Here is a 17,993-nt window from a genome sequence, read left to right as displayed (position 1 = left end):
GCGCCAGCTGGAACTTCGGCGTCAGCCGGATCAGAGCACAAGCAGCACCTCCGCCCGGCGGAGGTGCTGCTTTTTTTAAAAACTACCTAACCCCCTACTGTGGCGGCAGTGCCAATGACCCAAGTAGCCCAAAAATGCTTTTAGAGTACCCCATACTCGTGCTTCTTCTGGGAGTCAACACGTACTTTTGAATCCTGGGAAACCGTCAGAATCGCATTCTTTTGGAAGCCCGCTCGCAGGAGACCACCAAGTGCAATCCCTCGACGATGGACTGGCAAGGATGCCAGCCGGTATGCCAGTCGGCATCCGGAAAGTGCAGTGCTGGAGTTGGCGGATCGGAGCGGACAAGGTCAGCGCCGGAATCATGACGCTGGAGCGGAACCGACGCCCCAGGCCAATGAAGTTATCTTGCTCCAGACAGGGGAAATCACATGACTCAGGTGTCAACAGGAACCGAGGACCGGAAGGCCCACACTGCAGCCGCCAGGTCAACGTTTCTTGATAAACCCCGCCGCCCCGGTCATGGCCCGTCCGGCAACGGCGAACGCCCCGGTGCGCGTCCTGACTTAGCCCACGAGCAGAGTGTTCCTGCGGTCAGCCCGGAAGTTCCCGGGGTCAGTCCGGACGCCGACATGTGGGAAGAGGGCCGTGCCGCGGCCCGGTCAGGTACCCACGAGAGGGCCATGGCCTGCTTCCTGCGCGAGGCGGAGGCGCGGACCATGCAGGGCAGCTATGGCCGGGCAGCCATCGCGTTTCGCACGGCCGCCGAACAGGCCCGGCTGCAGGGCCTGGCAGAGCAGTGCGAGGACTTGCTCTACCGGGCCGCGGCAGCCTACAACCATGCGGCGGAGCGCGACGAGCTTAGCCCGGGCGCGGCCCACCAGGCTTGGATCTCGGCAGCCAAGTGCTTCCTCCAGCTGCAGGAGCTCGACCAGGCTGCCCGGTGCATCGAGGCGGCCCGGCACGTCGCCGACCAGAGCCAAGCAAAAGCCGAGAGCGCCCAGACGGCATCATGAGGATCCTGCTCACGACTGAGGGCACCTACCCTTACTTCCAGGGCGGCGTGTCCACCTGGGCTCATGAGCTGGTCAATGGCCTGCCCGAGCACGAGTTCGTGGTGGGTGCCGTCATCGGCAGCCCTGATGTCGCTCCCGCCTTCAGCGTCCCGGCCAACACGCGGGTGGTGCCCATCCCGCTGTGGGGAACGGAGAAGGTGGACGAGTACGTCCAGCGGCAGGCGCGCATTCGGCCATGGGGGCCCCGGAAAGGAAGGTCACCGGAGCGGGCCTTCGTGGAGCTGCTGCTGCCGGCCTACGAGGAGGTTGTCCGGAACCTGCTGGAAACTCGCGAACCGCGGGAACTTGGTGCTGCCATCGCCGACATTGCGGAGTACTGCGAGACCAACGATCTGCATAAGGGGTTGCGTGACCCCCGGTGCTGGCAGCTGGTGCGCACCCGGCTCAGTGAGCACGCGCAACTCCGCGGGATCTCGATGGCCGACGCCATCGACTTCGCACGCTCCCTGTACCGTTACCTGACGCCTTTGGCGGTTCCCCTCCCCGACGTCGATGTGGCGCACTCCTCCGGTGCCGCCCTCTGCGCGCTGCCCGCTCTCGCCGCCAAACTGCACAAGGGCGTCCCGCTGCTCCTGACCGAGCACGGGGTTTACGTGCGCGAACGTGTTCTTCACCTGGTCCGGAACGACACCCCGCTCCTGCGGAAGGTGCTGCTCGGCAATCTGTACCGGGCCATAGCGCGGTGTGCCTATGCGCACGCCGACATCGTCCTGCCGGTTTGTGCGTATAACACCAATTGGGAGTACCAGCTGGGTGCAGATCCCGCCCGCATGCAGGTGGTGTACAACGGCGTCAACCCGAACGAGTTCGCCCCCCGGGCTGTTGAATTGGACAGGCCCACCATCGCCTACGTCGGACGCATCGAACCTCTCAAGGACGTGATGGGGCTCATCACGGCCCTCAACATGGTCCGCCGCGAAGTCCCCGACGTGCTCCTGCGTATTCACGGCCCTGACGATGACCGCCGCTATGCGGAGCGTTGCAGGATGGCAGTGACAACAATGCAGCTTGAGGACAACGTCGTCTTCGAGGGGGCCACGAAGGACCCGGTCCTGGCCTATCAGGAGTCCGACGTCGTTGTGCTCTGCTCGGTGTCTGAGGGCTTTCCCTACACCGTTGTTGAGGCGATGGCCACAGGCCGTCCGGTCGTCGCGACGGCCGTCGGCGGCGTTCCCGAGGCATTGAACCGGCCAGAATTGCTCGTGGAGCCGCAGAATCCGCAGGCGCTGGCGGACGCACTGGTGGCGCTCTTCCGGAAGACCCGCGAAGAACGTGAGGCCATCGGCAGGGAGTTCCGCGAGCGCGCTGTCAGTCTGTTCTCCCAGGAGCGGTTCCTCGAGGCGTACCGCTCTCTCTATGAAGGAGTTGTCAGTGACTACGTTGCCTGAGGACTCCGTCCTCGCCGACTTCACCATGGATCTGGAGGAGCTGGGCCCGGACCTGCACGCCGAGGCACGGTCAGTTGCGGGCCGCACCCGCCAGGCACAAGACGCCTTCGAAGTGGCTGTGATCCTGGCCACCCTGGGCTATGGCGACCAGCGGGCGCGTGAGCTGGGCTGCCGAAACGTTTTTGAGCTCGCGGAGAAGGTGACGTCACTTTTGCCGCTCTTCGGCGGGCCGGTGGATGAGCCCCCGGTAGGAACAGTCGAACAGCCCCCCGAGCCGTCGCCCGGGCCGGACCGGATGAGCCTGGGACTGCTCGCGAAGTCGCTGCTCTACTCGGCGCCATGGATTGTGGCAGTGCTCGCGCTGGTCATAGGCCGGGTGTCCTTCTGGTCCACCATCACGCCCCAAATGTTTTCCACCACCGTCAGCCTGGCCTTGTTCGCAGCGCTGATCGTGACCGGCGGGTTTATGCAGGCATTTGCGCGGAGGGGGCTGTTCTATTCACTGCAGCACAGCGAACCCCTGCTGCGCTGGGCGTTGCGTTGGACGTTGGGAGGCGGGTTGGTGGTACTGCTCCTGGTCATGGGTGGCAGCTACCTGATCCTGGAGTACGTGGTGCAGGCCTACACGCCTGCCGCGAACCGGTCGTTCCTGCTCTTCGGAATCTCCATTGGCGTCCTGCTCCTGGCCTTCTCGCCGTTGTACCTGGCCAAAGCATTGCCTGAGGTGGTGATCGCAGCCTCTGCCGGCGGCCTGATTGCCGTGCTCGGTGGTTTGTATATCACCAGTGGAGACTACATCAACCTCTACACGGCCCAATGGGTGCAGTTCGCCGCCTTGTGGACGACGGTAATTGTGGCCGTGCTGTTTGACATCCGCATCGTCCGGCGGCTGGCCGCACCGCCGGCAGGAGTCGAGGCCACATCAACGGACAACCGGCACGTCCTTCCACCGCGGCTTGGCCCGGTGGCGCGCTCCGTCCGTGCCTACTGGGCCTACGGGACAGGCTTCTTTGTGCTCCTGGTGATCGACCAGCTGGTCGCAGGAGGCTTATGGATGGGGGTGTTCCACTACAACGGGCTCTACCAGGTGGGTGTGGGGACCGGCCTTCTCATCCTTATTCCCACACTCACCTACGCGATTGCTGCCGGGTACCTTCTCCCGGCGACTGTGCGCCGTGAGATGAGGGGGCACCGGGTCTCCGGGAGCGCGGGAATCAACCGCGTGCTGTTCAGGTTCTACCTCCGGCACCTGGTGACTACCCTGCTTGTTGGGCTGGTGAGTGGTGCCCTGCTGCTGGCTGCGGCTGAGTGGCTCTCCACGGCGAGCCTGCTCACCGTACACCTCCAGCTTGCCAGCGGCGTCTACACCGGCTCCTTGGTTGGCTACCTGTTGTTGGGCATTGGGGCCTTTAACTCCGGTCAGCTGTTCAGCCTGGGCAGGGCCGCGTTGCCTGCAGCTGTCGTCTGGCTCGCGGCGGCGGTGTCGCTGGCCACCGGAATGGCACTTTCCTATCAGTTCGAGCCTCTGTTTGGTTCCATCACCGGGCTGGTGACCGGTGCCGCGGTGTTCGCCGTGGCGACTACGGTGGCCGCTTTCCGCATGTTCCGTCAATTCGACCTTAGCTATTTCAGGGCGTTCTGATGAAGTATTCCAAGACCATTCTTGCCGTTGCCGCAGCCCTCGCGCTGACAGGCGGAGCCATCACTGTCGCGAGGACAATGGAGGAGGGCCCCGCACCCATCGCAGCCTCCGGCCAATGGCAGTTGCTGCGGACAGCCCAAGGCACCCTTATCCATGATCCCTTCAACAAGGCCATCCCCACCCGGGAGGTGCAGGACAGATACGAGTTCAATGGGGACACCGACCCTGCCCTCGCGTTCGTACGCGCCACCGACGGCGGCCTCCAAGTAGGAGTGGACCCGCCCCCGGATGCCGAGGCCCACAGCGGCTACTTTGCGGTGACCCACGACGCCTATCCGCAATCCAGCATCTTCCATGTGCGGATGTCGAAACAACCCGGACAGGTTCAGTCGCCCGCGGAGGTTGGACAAGCCGTCTTCGCCGTCCAGACGGCCTCCACCAAGGTCACAGGACTGATTAACTTCATCGTGGTGTCGGCTGACAGTACAGCCGGGCTGACGTCCTGGAGGGTGGGGTACATGGAAGGGCACCTGAGGAACGCGTCATTCATCTACTACTGGGGCACCGAACCGGCACCGGAAGAGCCTGACACCCGGGACATCACCCTCCGCACGGACGGCCGGCGCACGCTGACACTCTGGTTCGGCACCGAACAGGTGTTCCATTCGGACCAGCTCCAGATGAACATCCAGGCCCCGTACCAGCCGTACCTCGAGGTACAGGCCGTGCAGACGCCCTTTTACTCCTCCTTCCAGGACTTCTGGGTGGTGGAGGACGACCACCTGCAACTGACCGGTGTACCCGCCGGCGCCGACGTGAAGCTCGTCGACAACGGCGGCGGCGTCCTGGGAACGGCCATCGGCAGCGATGGAGGCACCGCTACCGTTGAACTGCCCCCATACGCCGCCAAGGGCAGCGGCACGTTGGAGATCACAGAGCCGGGCCGCGAGCCAGTCCGGCTTGGGGCCTTCGACTACGCTGGCGGCGACGACTATAAGCTGGCATCAAAATGAGGGCCTGGAAGTTCGGTGTGCGTCATGCCGCACTCCCGACGCCTGGGCCAGGCACCGCGGGCCACCCTGAGCAGGCCGCCATCCGTCCATTTGCGATCTATTACGGCTGGCCGAGCTATGCCAACGGTGCCCGCGGTAACGTGGCACGGGCCGTCGCCGCCTTCGACGGCTATGGTGTGGTGGTTTTTGGTGACGACACCGCCACCGAGGAAGGCGATCCCCTGTCAGCCCCCATTATGGCGGGGGTCGCCGCCCGCGGCGGAGTTCCATACGGGTACGTCACCCTCGGCGTCAGCGACGGCGAACCCCACCACTCCCTGGGCGAGCTGCGCGAACGCATAGATGCCTGGCGCCGGCTCGGCGCCCGTGGAATGCTCCTGGACTGTGCCGGCGCTGACTACGGGGTGACCCGCGCCCGGTTCGACACGGTGGTGCAGTATGTGCACTCCCTGGGGTTGCACGTGCTGGCGAACGCCTGGGATCCCGACGACGTCCTGGCCCGCTCCGCGACAATGGGCCACGGCGACAGCTACCTGGGGGAGAATGACGTGCTCTCGGACGGCCGGTTCCTGGCACCGGCCATCTACCGGCCGAAGCTGGCAAAGATGGCGGCGTACAAAGCGAAGCTGGGGATCACCCTCTATGAGACAGCCACCAGCAGGGACCTACAGTATGCCGGCACGCTGGCGGAACAGGTGCTGGCAGTATTGCAGCGCTACAGCATCGACGCCTTCCACCTCACCGACCCCGTCTACAGCTCTGCGGACAACATCCTGATCAGGCCGCCGGGAGTGCTGGCGGGCCGGGGGTGACAGCTGCGGGGCTCCGTCTCAGGCGCACGGCTGCTGCCGCCCTGGCGCCCGCCCTGCTCTGCCTGGCCGCCGGATGCGGGCTAGCCGACCCTTTTCCGGACCCCCCGCCAGCGGAGGCCGGGGAGCTCTACATTGCCGTCCCCGGCTACGTCGGTCCGCCCAACTCGGCTTACTGGCAAGCCGTGATCGACGCGGCTCCCCGGGTCCGGGAGGTCATTGTTAACCCGATGAACGGACCCGGGCCTGAGAGGTCCGAAGCGTATGTCCGGCTGATCGGGACCCTGCGCGATGCGGGCATCAGAGTGCTTGGCTACGTGGAGACCGGCTACGGCGACAGGGATCCGGACGTGGTGACCCAGGACATCGACCATTGGCGGGACTGGTACGGCGTTGACAACGTCTTCCTTGACGAAGTGACGACGCGTGCGGCAGACATGGACACCTATGCCGATTACGCCGCAACCGTGCACGACGCCGGGGGCATCGTGGTGCTTAACCCGGGCTTGCCCCCTGACCCTGGCTACTTTGAGTTTGCCGATGCCATTGTCACGTTCGAGGATCCGGTGGACGCCTACTTCAACGGCCGAGACCCTCCAGAGTGGCTCCGAACGGAGACGCGCGGCGAACTGTGGCACATCGTCATCGGTGCTCCACCGGACAGGCTCACTGACATAGTGGACCGCGCCCGGCAGCTCGGCGTGGACCAGATCTACGTGACCGACGACACGGAACCGAATCCGTACGACACCCTCCCCGGGTTTTGGCCGGCCAAGCTGGATGCCATCCGCGACTAGCTAAGGCTGCGGCTCACCGCGCCAGCTTCCTGGCCACTGAGTTCTTCCGCGCTGCGCTCAGCATGTCCACCGTGAGGACCAGCAACGCGAGCCACACCACACCGAACCCGATCCACCGGTCCAGCGTCATGGCCTCCTGGAACACCGCGACGGCGACGACGAACTGGAGGACCGGGGCGAAGTACTGAAGCAGCCCGATGGTGGTCATAGGCAGCCGGCGGGCCGATGCGCCAAAGAACAGCAGCGGTACAGCGGTAATAACACCGGACGCCACCAGGAGCCAGAAGTGGCCGGCGCCCTCGCTGGCGAGAGTGGCCGAGCCGCTGACGGCCAGGAAAATCATGGTAGCCGCCGCGAGCGGAGCGAGCACCATGGTCTCGACGCTGAGACTAGTCACCGCATCCACGCGGGGACCTACCCGCTTCTTCACGAAGCCATACAGGCCAAAGCTGACGGCCAGGGTCAGCGCGATCCAGGGGAGCTTGCCGTAGGACACGGTCAGCACCACAACCGCCACAAAACCGATGCCGACGGCGGCCCACTGGAGCGGACGCAGCTTTTCCTTGAGGACGAACACACCGAGCAGGACGGACACCAGGGGGTTGATGAAGTATCCCAGGGAGGCTTCAACCGCCTGCCCCGTGGTCACCCCGTAGGTATAGGTCAGCCAGTTCACCGCAATAAGGGCGGCCGCGATGGCAAGCGTGCCGAAAACGGACCGGTCCCTGAAGGCTCCCCTGAGCGCTGCCCAGGAGCGGGTGACGGCGATCAGGAGTACACAGAACAGCAACGACCAAACGACGCGGTTGGCCACAATTTCGACGGCGTTGGCGGGCATCAGCGCAAGGAAGTACAACGGGAGCAGCCCCCACGCCCCATAAGCGGCGATGCCGTACAGGACTCCCGCCGTCGTCTCCTTGTCCACCGCCTTGAGGCCGGGTGTTACTGATTTTGCAGCCCTTCCGGGGCCCGTCCCGGGATTCTGGACGGGTGCGCTGGCCGCGGGGGTGGAGGCTGATCCATGGGGAGTAGGCACGCTCCCATTAACACCAGTCGAAGGACATATATTCCACTCCGGCATGGGGTTCCGGCTGCCGTTTTGGCTTGGCTGGTGTTTTGGCGGAGGGAGTGCGGATCCCGGCAAAATAGTCAGTAGGCTTTCCTTTATGACAGGGACCATCCCGCAGAACGTAACGCCGTGAGGCTCCGCCGCAGCAATGCCTCCGGCCGGGGGTACCGCCGGGTGCGTGTCGGCAAGGGTTTCAGCTACCGCGACCTGGACGGCTCCACCTTGCCCCCGGGGCCCGTCCGCGAGCGCCTGGAAAGCCTTGGGATTCCGCCGGCCTGGACGGACGTCTGGATTGCGCCCTTCGAAAACGGGCACATCCAGGCGACGGGCGTTGACGCCGTGGGGCGCCGGCAGTACATCTACCACCCCGAATGGCGCGAGCGGAAGGACCGTTTGAAGTTCGACCGTGCCCTCCAGCTGGCCGAGTCCCTGCCCTCCGCCCGGCGGCTGGTCACCCTGGATCTGCGCAGCGAAGGCCTCTCGCGGGAGCGTGTGCTGGCCGCGGCCTTCAGGATGCTGGACAGCGCGTCCCTGCGGGTCGGATCCGAACGCTACACCAACGAGAACGGCAGCCGCGGGCTGGCCACCCTGCTGTGCGCCCACGTCCAGGTGCGGAAGGACTACCTGTTCTTGAGCTTTCCGGCGAAGAGCGGAAAGGACTGGGAGTCGGTCATCCGCGACGCCGATCTCGCCCCGCTGGTGCGTGTGCTCAAACGCCGTGGAGGCAACGCCCGGCTCCTTGCCTACAAGGATGGCCGCCGCTGGAAGCCAGTCACCAGCGCTGACATCAACGCCTACGTCAAGGAGCGGACCGGCTCGGACTTCACGGCGAAGGATTTCCGGACGCTGCGCGGCACTGTGGCCGCGGCAGTCAGCCTGGCCCGGAGCGGCCCCCAGAAAACTGTGGCCGCGCGGAAGAGCGCCATCAGCCTGGCCATGCAGGAGGCCGCAGCTGTCCTGGGGAACACGCCGTCAATCGCCCGCAAAAGCTATGTGGATCCCAGGCTCCTGGACCATTTTGCCAATGGCGCCACCATTGATCCCAAACGGCTGGACTCGGCCGAGGCGGAGCTCCGGGCACTGCTGTACCGCGAAGGCGACATTGTTCCGCTGCGGAAAAGCGGCTGAGGCCTCCGTCACGCCTCACCCCGTCCATCCCCTCAGCCAATTAGAATGGAACACTGTGCGCTGGGTATTCAGCGCGACTCCCCGTTCCAGAAGGGCTTCAGGTGTCCAACCCAGGCGAAACCAGCACCAAACGTCCACTCCGCGTTGCCATCGTGGGCGCGGGACCGGCGGGTGTCTACGCCGCGGATATCCTTACCAAGTCCAACGAGGTCAAGGGCGGTGACGTGGAGGTCAGCATTGACCTCTTCGAGGCCTACCCCGCACCCTACGGCCTGATCCGTTACGGCGTGGCCCCGGATCACCCGCGTATCAAGGGCATCGTGAACGCGCTGCACAAGGTCCTCGACCGCGGCGACATCCGGTTCCTCGGCAACGTGACCTACGGCCGTGACCTGACCCTGCACGACTTCCGCGCCTTCTATGACGCCGTGATCTTCTCCACCGGCGCCATCAAGGACGCGGACCTGAACATTCCCGGCGTGGACCTGGACGGCTCCTTTGGCGGGGCGGACTTCGTCTCGTGGTACGACGGACACCCGGACGTCCCGCGTGACTGGCCGCTGGACGCCAAGGAAATCGCCGTGATCGGAAACGGCAACGTTGCCCTGGACGTGGCCCGGATGCTGGTCAAGCACGCAGACGAACTGCTCTCCACAGAAATCCCTGACAACGTCTACCAGGGCCTGAGGAACTCCCCGGTGACGGACGTGCACGTGTTCGGCCGCCGGGGCCCGGCCCAAGTGAAGTTCACCCCGCTGGAACTGCGCGAGCTGAGCCACATGAAGGACGTGGACATTGTGCTGTACCCGGAGGACTTCGAATTCGACGAAGCCTCCGACGAAGCAATCCGCAGCAACAACCAGATCAAGACCATGGTGAACACGCTGACTAACTGGCTGGTGGAGGAACATGCGGAATCGGACCAGCCGTCGTCGCGGCGGCTGCACCTGCACTTCCTGCACAGCCCCGTCGAAATCTACGAAGACAGCACCAGTGCCGACGGTAGCAGCACCAGTGGCGGCAGCGGCGGCGGGTCCGGCAAAGTGGCCGGCATCAAGTTTGAGCGGATGCAGCTTGACGGTACCGGCAACGTCAAGGGCACCGGCGAGATTATTGACTACCCCGTGCAGGCTGTTTACCGCGCCATCGGGTACCACGGCTCGCCGCTGGACGAACTGGAATACGACGCCAAACGCGGAGTGGTTCCCAACGAGGGCGGACGGGTCCTGGACGCCGAGGGAAAGCCTGTCCCGGGCATCTACGCCACGGGCTGGATCAAGCGCGGTCCGGTGGGCCTGATTGGCCACACCAAGGGCGACGCCCTGGAGACCATCGGGATGCTGCTGGAGGACCGTCCTGCCCTGCCTCCAGCCCAGAACCCGGACCCGCAGGCCATCATCCGGCTTTTGGAGGAGCGCGGCATTGAATACACCACGTGGGAAGGCTGGATCAAACTGGACGCCCACGAGGCAGCACTCGGCGCCGAGTGGACAGGGCAGGAAGACGCCGACGACGTGGTGCGTGAACGCATCAAGGTGGTACCGCGCGAGGAAATGATCAAAATCTCCCGGGCCCAGCGGACTGCTTAGCCGAGGCTAGGCACAGGGCCCAGCGGAGCGGAGCGCCTAGCGGAAGATGGAGTAGCCGTTCCAGCCGGACCCAACGATGGTGGGCGTGCCCCAGGTCCCGTTGTTGATGGGGTAGTAGGCCAGGCGGCCATCGGTCATCCGGGCGGTCAGCCCGTAGCTTCCCTTGCCCTGGAAGCCTTCCACCTCTGTGATGGCGTCAATGACATTCCAGCCGGTACCTATGAGGAGCGGATCTGCGAGCTGAAGGCTGCCCCGGTAGAGGATCAGTGACCCGTCGCGTCGTTTTGAGAGCAGGTCCTGCTTGGCGTCCCGGTCAAAATCGGCCATGGTGATGTAGAGGCCGCCCCACCCGGAACCAATCATGCTTCGGCCGGTGAGGGTACCGGAGGCGTTGTTGGGGTAGTGCCACAACGTGCCTGCCGGGTCATAGGCAACAATCCCGGGATACGGATTCGTGCTGCTCCAGTGGCCGATGGTGACCTCGTAGCCGCCCCAGCCGCTGCCGATGGTTTTGGGAGAACTGAAGCCGCCGGTTTGGAGCCCCGGGTAGTAGGTCAGGCGACCGTCTGTCCACTGGGCTATGAGGTCGAACACGCCGTCCCGGTTCCAGTCCGTGACGAAGCCGGTGTCCAGGCCCTGCCAGCCTCCGCCGATTGCTTCCCGTGGCCGAAACCCGCCGCTTCCGTTGGCCGGGTAGTTCCAGAGGACCCCGTCCGGACCGGCCGCGACCGTGTCCGCGGCGCTGTGGAGTGCCGCCCGTGTCAGGTCCGGGGTGGGAGCAGGGCTGGGTTCTGAATCCGCGTTCCCAGTGGCAGGGTTCACGTACAGCAGGCGGTTGGGGGTGCCGGGGGTGGCTGACACAACCACCCCTGTGGTGGCGTTGTCGATGATTTTTGCATTGACCTCTGCAGGGCTCAGGCCAGGGCTGGCCGCGAGCAACACGGCGGCAGCGCCTGCCGCGTGCGGGACTGACATTGAGGTACCCGAGAGGCTCTTGATGGCCGTGGTGGAAGTATGTCCCGCGGAGATTATGCTGACTCCCGGGGCGTAGAGGTCCACGCAGTTGCCGTAGTTGGAGAACGATGCCTGCCGGTCTGATATGTCGGTTGCGGCAATGGTCAGCGCCGCCGGCACGCGGGCCGGGGAGCGCTCGCAGGCGTTGGTGGCTGTGTTGCCTGCGGCGGTGACCACGGTGATGCCGTCGTTGATGACGCCCATGACTGCGGCGTCCATCGTGTAGTTGGAGAAGCCGCCGATGCTGAGGTTGACTACTGCGGGCCATCCGGGCTGGTGGTGTGCGGCCACCCAGTCAAGTCCCGCGATGATGTCGGACGAGAGGCCGGAGCCGTCGCAATAGAGGGCGCGCACGGGGATGATCGTCGCAGCCTTTGCCACTCCGTAGGTTTTGCCTGCGGCAGTGCCGGCGACGTGGGTGCCGTGCCCGTTGCAGTCACCTGAGTTCAGTCCGTCGTTGAGGGCAGTCCAGCCTGCGGCTACCCGGCCGCCAAAATCGGCATGTGCCGCCAGGACACCGGTGTCCACCACGTACACAGCCACCCCGCTTCCCGCGGAGCTGTAACTGTAGGAGTTGGAGAGCGGGAGCGTGCGCTGGTCAGTCCTGTCCAGGCCCCACGTTGCCGGCTGCTGCACCTCGTCGATTGAAACAGGAGTGTCTGCCTCTACGGACAAAACCCGGGGAGAGCGGGCCAGCGCCGCAGCTTGCGCCGGATTGGCCTTCACCACGGCGCCGCGCAAGGCATGGGAAAACGTCCGTCCGACGCCGATGTTCTTGGCCCGCAGCGACTTCGCCTCCGCCGCAACGTCAGTTCCCGGAGCATACGTGACCAGGTATTGGCCGCCGTCGGCACTTTCTTCGGTGTCACCGGCACCGGCTTCATGGCCGCGGTCGGCACCGGCAGCAGCTTCGGTAACAGCTTCGGAACTGGCTTCGGCCGATGGCGGCGCCGGGTCCGGGGCAGGTGAAACGGCCAGGGCAGGGAGCCCGGCGGCCGTCACCATGGCCGAGGACATCAGCAGTGCGGCCAGGACAGCGGGGGGACGCGTGGGGAAACGGATGGCTCTTCCTTAGTCTCAGTGCGGCCGCAGCTAAAGCGACTTGGACTAACGTTAGCTGCAGGTTTTCCCTCCGTACCCCCAATCCCATGGTTTCAGCGCGAGTCCTTGGCCGAAACTGCGGTGCCGGTGCGCAAATTTTGAGCCTCGAAGCCAGAAGTCGTAAAAAGTCACTGCAGGCAAAGCCCCCGGCGGGGCTAGACTTGCCGCACTATGCGAGCGCTCGGCAAGAATGCACTGGAACTTCGGCACAAGCATGCCTCGGCAGAGCACGAACACATCAGTGCACAGGGACTCGTTTTCCCCGAGACAGATGAAGTCCCTGGCCTGCGTCAACTCATCCGGGAATCCTGGCAACGGTCCGCCAGCTTCAAGGCCAACCCTGATAACCCCGAGGCCCCGCTGGTCATGGACACGGACGAGCTGGAGGAATATCGCAGCCAGCACCCGCTGGCCAGCATTATGCCCGTGATCCATAAGCTCCTGGTCCAGCCGAGCCATGACGCCGGCCTGCTGGTGGCCGTGGGCGACGACGTCGGGCGCCTGCTGTGGGTGGAAGGCGATCCCGCCCTGCAGAGCCGTGCTGAAGGCATGATGTTCGTTCCCGGTGCCGACTGGTCCGAAGCCACAGTGGGTACCAGTGCGCCCGGCACGGCCCTGGCTCTGGGCCGGGGGATCCAGATTTCCGGGGCCGAGCACTACCAGCGTTCTGTCCACCCTTGGAGCTGCACTGCCGTACCGTTCCATGATCCCGATTCCGGGGCCCTCCTGGGCGTTGTGGATATCACCGGCGGTGCCACGGCGGTGGCACCGCACACCCTGTCCCTTGTTGAAGCCACCGTGGCGGCGGCGCAGGCACAATTGCGCATTGAGCGGCTTCAGTTCGCGGCATCACTTGCGGACCGGCCCGTCCGACGGCGGAACACCGGCAGCGCCGCCGAGGCAGCGAAGGAGGGTAACCTTTATCGGAACAGCCTGCAGCTCCTGGGCCGCGACCAGGCGCTGCTGAGCATTGAAGGAAAAACAGTGGCGCTCTCCGCCCGGCACAGCGAGATCCTGGCCCTGCTGAGCGCCCATCCCGACGGGCTGAGCGCGGAGGAGCTCTGTGCACTGCTCTACCCGGGTGATGCCTCCACCATGACTCTCCGCGCGGAAATGGTCCGGCTGCGAAAAATCCTCCAGCAGCTCAGCCCCGCCGCTGTTCCCGGATCGCGCCCGTACAAGCTCACCATGGATCTGGTGCCCGACTCCGGCCAGGTGCTGAGCTGTCTCCAACGCGGCGCTCACCGCATTGCCCTGGAAATTTACCGTGGTGCGGTGCTGCCGAAGTCTGAGGCGCCGGGTGTGGCAGTCCTCCGGGACAGGGTTTCTTCGCTGATGCGCGAGGCCGTGCTGACGGACGGCAGTGCCGAAACCCTGCTCAAGTATGCGGGGCTCCCGGAGGCAAGGGACGACGTCGGCGTCCGGATTGCCGCCCTCAAACTGCTGCCGCCGCGCTCGCCCAAGCGGGCCGCCGTCGTCGCCGATCTTGAGCGGCTTGAAACCGAACTGAGCGCCTCCCCGCCTGCCTCCTGACCGGGCAGGCGATAGCCCTCGCACCCGTGCAACCTGGCTGCAACCCTCCCGCTCCTACGCTGAAGTCAAGGGTGGACGCCGGCATCAGGCCGCCACCTTCATGCGGAGCAAAGGAGCTAGCAATGACTGTTTATGCACAGCCCGGCACTGAGGGCTCAAAGGTCACTTTCAAGGACCGGTACGATAACTGGATCGGCGGCGAATGGGTTGCCCCGGTCAAGGGCCAGTACTTCGAGAACATCACCCCTGTTACTGGCAAGGCCTTCTGCGAGGTGGCCCGCGGGACGGCCGAGGACATCGAACTGGCACTCGACGCGGCGCACAAGGTTGCGCCGTCCTGGGGCAGGACCTCGGTGGCCGAGCGCGCGGCCATCCTGAACAAGATCGCGGACCGGATCGATGAGAACCTCGAAATGCTGGCTGTCGCCGAGTCCTGGGACAACGGCAAGCCCATCCGCGAGACCCTGAACGCAGACATCCCGCTCGCGGCTGACCACTTCCGCTACTTCGCCTCGGCCGTCCGTGCCCAGGAAGGCCGGCTGTCCCAGCTGGACGACGACACCACCGCCTACCACTACCACGAGCCCCTCGGCGTGGTGGGCCAGATCATCCCCTGGAACTTCCCCATCCTGATGGCCGTCTGGAAGCTCGCTCCCGCGCTCGCCGCCGGCAACGCCGTGGTCCTCAAGCCGGCCGAGCAGACGCCGTCGTCGATTCTGGTGCTGATGGAGCTGATTGGTGACCTGCTCCCCGCCGGTGTGCTCAATGTGGTCAACGGTTTCGGCCTGGAGGCCGGCAAGCCGCTGGCGTCCAGTCCTAGAATCCGCAAGATCGCCTTCACCGGCGAGACCACCACCGGGCGGCTGATCAGCCAGTACGCCAGCCAGAACCTGATCCCGGTCACCCTGGAGCTTGGCGGCAAGAGCCCCAACATCTTCTTCAACGACGTGGCCGAGTCCAACGACGCGTTCTACGACAAGGCGCAGGAAGGCTTCGCGCTGTTTGCCTTCAACCAGGGCGAGGTCTGCACCTGCCCGTCCCGCGCCCTGGTTCAGGAGGACATTTACGAGTCCTTCATGGCGGATGCTGTTGCCCGGGTGAAGAAGATGGTGCAGGGAAACCCGCTGGACACCGAGACTCAGGTGGGCGCCCAGGCCTCGAACGACCAGCTGGAAAAGATCCTTTCCTACATTGACATCGGCAAGCAGGAGGGCGCCAAGCTGCTGACCGGCGGTGCAAGGGCCCAATTGCCCGGCGACCTCGCCGGCGGCTACTATGTCCAGCCGACAGTTTTTGAAGGCCATAACAAGATGCGGATCTTCCAGGAGGAGATCTTCGGTCCGGTGGTGTCCGTGGCAAAGTTCAGCGACTACAACGATGCCATGGGCATCGCCAACGACACCCTCTACGGCCTCGGCGCCGGGGTCTGGTCCCGCAACGGCAACGTGGCCTACCGCGCCGGCCGTGAAATCCAGGCGGGCCGCGTTTGGGTCAACAACTACCACGCCTACCCGGCCGGTGCCGCGTTTGGCGGCTACAAGTCGTCCGGCATCGGACGTGAAAACCACTCCATGATGCTGGATCACTACCAGCAGACCAAGAACCTGCTGGTCAGCTACAACGAGAACAAACTGGGATTCTTCTAAGCCGGTTTCTGTTTCACGGTCACATCCACAACAACGCAAGGATCAGGTTCTGATGAGCCAGGGCAGTCTGAATGCCGCGGTAACGCTGCCCGGGGAGGACTTCTCCCGGGTGGCGCTCACCGCGCAGGCCGTGGAGCTGCTGCGGAATCTGTGGATTCAGCACGGGCCGCTGATGTTCCACCAGTTTCCGGTGGATGCTGCGACGGCTCCTCACCCATGTGTTATCCGGCGGGCGAGTTCATCACCGGCGACTCGGACGTCCTGCTGGGCCTTTTCGACCTCTCCGACGGGGCGGAGCCGCAGCCGCTCGAGTTCTGGATGTCCCGCGAGCAGTTCAACTATTGGAGCCACACCCACCTGTCCGTTGACGTGGTTCCCGGGCGGGGGAGCGGATTTTCGGTGGAAGCGCCTGAAGGTGTGCGCTTCCTGATCCGGTCCACCGTGATGGACTGGCTTGACTAAGCGGTTCGGAATAACAGCGCTTGAGGCCCTCCATGTGGAGGGCCTCAAGCGCTTGATGCAGAATAAAGTTTGGCTGCACACGCGTCTCACCATTCGGAACAATTGAGGCCGTCCAGTGGGTGGACATTATCGTGGATAGGTCTGTTTCCTTCACAAACCAGGATTGTGATCCCCTATGAATCTTCTCCGGACCAAATCCATCGAGCAGTCAATGGCCGACGCCGATGAACCCGGACGCAAGCTCAAGCGTTCGCTCAGCACTTGGGACCTCATGATTATGGGCGTCGCCGTTGCTGTCGGCGCCGGCATCTTTTCCGTGGGTGCCAAGGCCGCAGCCAACTTCTCCGGCCCCGCGGTGACAGTGTCCTTCGCCATCGCAGCCGTCACGTGTGCGCTGGCCATCATGTGCTACGCCGAGTTCGCCACCGCCATCCCCGTTGCAGGTTCGGCATACGTCTTCACGTACGCCACCATGGGGGAGCTGCTGGCCTGGATTATCGGCTGGAACCTGATCCTGGAGCTTTTCACCGCCGCCGCCGTGATCGCCAAGTACTGGGGCATCTACCTCAGCAAGGTGTTCGCGCTGATGGGCGCAGATGTTCCGCCGGCCCTCTCCCTTGGCGGCGTTGACCTCTACTGGGGCGCGTTCCTGATCGTTGCCGTGTTCACCGTGCTCCTGGTCCTGGGCACCAAGCTCTCCGCCCGCGTTGGCAACATCTTCACACTGATCAAGATCGCCGTGGTCCTCTTTGTGATCGTGGTGGGCTTCACGTACGTGAAGTTCGAAAACTACACTCCCTTCATCCCCGCGGCCGAACCCACTGGCGGGAGCGGTGCCGCCGACGTGCTCAAGCAGTCGTTCTTCGGCTTCCTCACCGGTGCCGCACCTGCCCAGTACGGAACGCTGGGCATCTTCGCCGGGGCAGCCCTGGTGTTCTTCGCCTTTATCGGGTTCGACGTGGTGGCCACCTCGGCCGAGGAAGTCAAGAACCCCCAGAAGACCCTGCCGCGCGGCATCTTCGGTGGCCTCGCCGTCGTGACCCTGCTCTATATCCTGGTATCCCTGGCACTGACCGGCATGGTGTCCTACACGGAGCTTGCCGAGGCCGAAAGCCCCACGCTCACCACGGCCTTTGAAGCGGTAGGCGACACCTCCGCCGCGAAGGTCATCGCCTTCGGATCCCTGGTGGGCCTGACCACCGTGATTATGGTCCTCCTGATGGGCCTGTCCCGGGTTGTGCTGGCCATGAGCCGCGACGGGCTGCTGCCGCGCTCACTGTCCAAGACCAGTGAAAAACGTTCGACGCCGGTGCGCCTCCAGGTGATCTGCGGCGCCGCCGTCGCACTGGTTGCCGGGCTGACCAACGTGGACCTGCTGGAAGAAATGATCAACATCGGCACATTGTCGGCGTTTGTCATGGTGAGCCTGGGTATCCTGGTGCTGCGCAAGAAGCGCCCGGACCTCAAGCCTGCATTCCGGGTGCCGTTCGGCAAGGTCCTTCCGGTGCTTTCCGCGGCGCTCTGCCTATACCTGATGACAAACCTGGCCGTGGAAACCTGGATCTTCTTCGCCATCTGGCTGGTCATCGGCATCATCATCTACTTCTCCTATGGCCAACGCCACTCACGCCTCAATGAGCGTTTCACCGAGGCGAAGGAAGCGGTCAACGGCCCGGCCGCCAGCGAGGACGAGTTCTCCCGCGCCTGACGCCTTTCCCCGCCCGTT

The 17,993-nt window shown here is 64.6% G+C and carries 13 protein-coding genes and 1 pseudogene; 12 read left to right on the top strand and 2 right to left on the bottom strand.

The features are described 5' to 3' along the window. The first annotated feature begins 431 nt into the window (after positions 1-431). From M1E17_RS17780 to M1E17_RS17755, 6 genes are read left to right on the top strand one after another with little or no spacing between them, the layout of a single operon-like run. Positions 432-1,016 carry a hypothetical protein gene (locus tag M1E17_RS17780; protein ID WP_457963256.1) on the top strand — a complete coding sequence of 195 codons (585 nt, stop codon included), beginning with the start codon at positions 432-434 and terminating at the stop codon, positions 1,014-1,016. Beyond that, positions 1,013-2,464, top strand: a complete 1,452-nt coding sequence (gene pelF / locus M1E17_RS17775) for a GT4 family glycosyltransferase PelF (RefSeq protein WP_457963255.1) — start codon at positions 1,013-1,015, stop codon at positions 2,462-2,464. Before M1E17_RS17780 ends, pelF begins: the two co-directional genes overlap by 4 nt. Then, positions 2,448-4,106, top strand: coding sequence for a hypothetical protein (locus tag M1E17_RS17770; protein WP_457963254.1), 1,659 nt, complete (start codon positions 2,448-2,450; stop codon positions 4,104-4,106). The genes pelF and M1E17_RS17770 overlap by 17 nt, the downstream gene beginning before the upstream one ends. After that, complete coding sequence (locus M1E17_RS17765; protein ID WP_457963253.1) at positions 4,106-5,119, top strand: hypothetical protein; 1,014 nt, start codon at positions 4,106-4,108, stop codon at positions 5,117-5,119. Before M1E17_RS17770 ends, M1E17_RS17765 begins: the two co-directional genes overlap by 1 nt. Continuing rightward, the gene (locus M1E17_RS17760; RefSeq protein ID WP_457963252.1) at positions 5,116-5,931 is read left to right on the top strand and encodes a hypothetical protein; all 816 of its coding nucleotides are present in this window, start codon (positions 5,116-5,118) and stop codon (positions 5,929-5,931) included. The genes M1E17_RS17765 and M1E17_RS17760 overlap by 4 nt, the downstream gene beginning before the upstream one ends. After that, the gene (locus M1E17_RS17755) at positions 5,928-6,725 is read left to right on the top strand and encodes a spherulation-specific family 4 protein (RefSeq protein WP_457963251.1); all 798 of its coding nucleotides are present in this window, start codon (positions 5,928-5,930) and stop codon (positions 6,723-6,725) included. The genes M1E17_RS17760 and M1E17_RS17755 overlap by 4 nt, the downstream gene beginning before the upstream one ends. Positions 6,726-6,738: 13 nt before the next feature. Here M1E17_RS17755 and rarD read toward each other — a convergent pair whose 3' ends face one another. Then, complete coding sequence (gene rarD, locus M1E17_RS17750; RefSeq protein WP_457963250.1) at positions 6,739-7,806, bottom strand: EamA family transporter RarD; 1,068 nt, start codon at positions 7,804-7,806, stop codon at positions 6,739-6,741. 117 nt (positions 7,807-7,923) lie between these two features. On the opposite strand from rarD, the gene M1E17_RS17745 reads away from it, so the two are divergent. Next, positions 7,924-8,922, top strand: coding sequence for a DNA topoisomerase IB (locus tag M1E17_RS17745; RefSeq protein WP_457963249.1), 999 nt, complete (start codon positions 7,924-7,926; stop codon positions 8,920-8,922). A 101-nt stretch (positions 8,923-9,023) separates the two neighbouring features. Further along, positions 9,024-10,511 carry an FAD-dependent oxidoreductase gene (locus M1E17_RS17740; protein WP_457963248.1) on the top strand — a complete coding sequence of 496 codons (1,488 nt, stop codon included), beginning with the start codon at positions 9,024-9,026 and terminating at the stop codon, positions 10,509-10,511. Between the two features lie 36 nt (positions 10,512-10,547). Here M1E17_RS17740 and M1E17_RS17735 read toward each other — a convergent pair whose 3' ends face one another. Further along, on the bottom strand, positions 10,548-12,542 hold the full coding sequence (locus tag M1E17_RS17735) for a S8 family serine peptidase (protein WP_457963247.1): 1,995 nt from the start codon (positions 12,540-12,542) through the stop codon (positions 10,548-10,550). A gap of 255 nt (positions 12,543-12,797) precedes the next feature. Here M1E17_RS17735 and M1E17_RS17730 point away from each other — a divergent pair, with 255 nt between their 5' ends. The 4 genes and pseudogenes from M1E17_RS17730 (at position 12,798) to M1E17_RS17715 (ending at position 17,975) form a co-directional block, all read left to right on the top strand. Next, positions 12,798-14,159, top strand: a complete 1,362-nt coding sequence (locus tag M1E17_RS17730; protein WP_457963246.1) for a GAF domain-containing protein — start codon at positions 12,798-12,800, stop codon at positions 14,157-14,159. A 122-nt stretch (positions 14,160-14,281) separates the two neighbouring features. Then, on the top strand, positions 14,282-15,805 hold the full coding sequence (gene exaC, locus M1E17_RS17725; protein WP_457963245.1) for an acetaldehyde dehydrogenase ExaC: 1,524 nt from the start codon (positions 14,282-14,284) through the stop codon (positions 15,803-15,805). Between the two features lie 52 nt (positions 15,806-15,857). Further along, positions 15,858-16,267, top strand: a pseudogene (locus M1E17_RS17720) (DUF779 domain-containing protein). Between the two features lie 175 nt (positions 16,268-16,442). Further along, entirely contained in the window at positions 16,443-17,975 is a 1,533-nt protein-coding gene (locus M1E17_RS17715; RefSeq protein ID WP_457963244.1) for an amino acid permease, read from the top strand. The last annotated feature ends 18 nt before the right edge of the window (positions 17,976-17,993 follow it).

This window comes from Arthrobacter sp. D1-29 (assembly GCF_054130585.1).
The sequence above is the reverse complement of the archived record's forward strand: the minus strand, read 5'-3'. Positions and strand labels throughout refer to the sequence as shown.

Coding starts and splice junctions, on each gene's coding strand:
- rarD (WP_457963250.1), bottom strand. CDS start 7,806: ATGCCGGAGTGGAATATATGTCCTTCGACTGGTGTTAATGGGAGCGTG.
- M1E17_RS17765 (WP_457963253.1), top strand. CDS start 4,106: ATGAAGTATTCCAAGACCATTCTTGCCGTTGCCGCAGCCCTCGCGCTG.
- M1E17_RS17715 (WP_457963244.1), top strand. CDS start 16,443: ATGAATCTTCTCCGGACCAAATCCATCGAGCAGTCAATGGCCGACGCC.
- M1E17_RS17730 (WP_457963246.1), top strand. CDS start 12,798: ATGCGAGCGCTCGGCAAGAATGCACTGGAACTTCGGCACAAGCATGCC.
- M1E17_RS17735 (WP_457963247.1), bottom strand. CDS start 12,542: ATGTCCTCGGCCATGGTGACGGCCGCCGGGCTCCCTGCCCTGGCCGTT.
- M1E17_RS17780 (WP_457963256.1), top strand. CDS start 432: ATGACTCAGGTGTCAACAGGAACCGAGGACCGGAAGGCCCACACTGCA.
- pelF (WP_457963255.1), top strand. CDS start 1,013: ATGAGGATCCTGCTCACGACTGAGGGCACCTACCCTTACTTCCAGGGC.
- exaC (WP_457963245.1), top strand. CDS start 14,282: ATGACTGTTTATGCACAGCCCGGCACTGAGGGCTCAAAGGTCACTTTC.
- M1E17_RS17760 (WP_457963252.1), top strand. CDS start 5,116: ATGAGGGCCTGGAAGTTCGGTGTGCGTCATGCCGCACTCCCGACGCCT.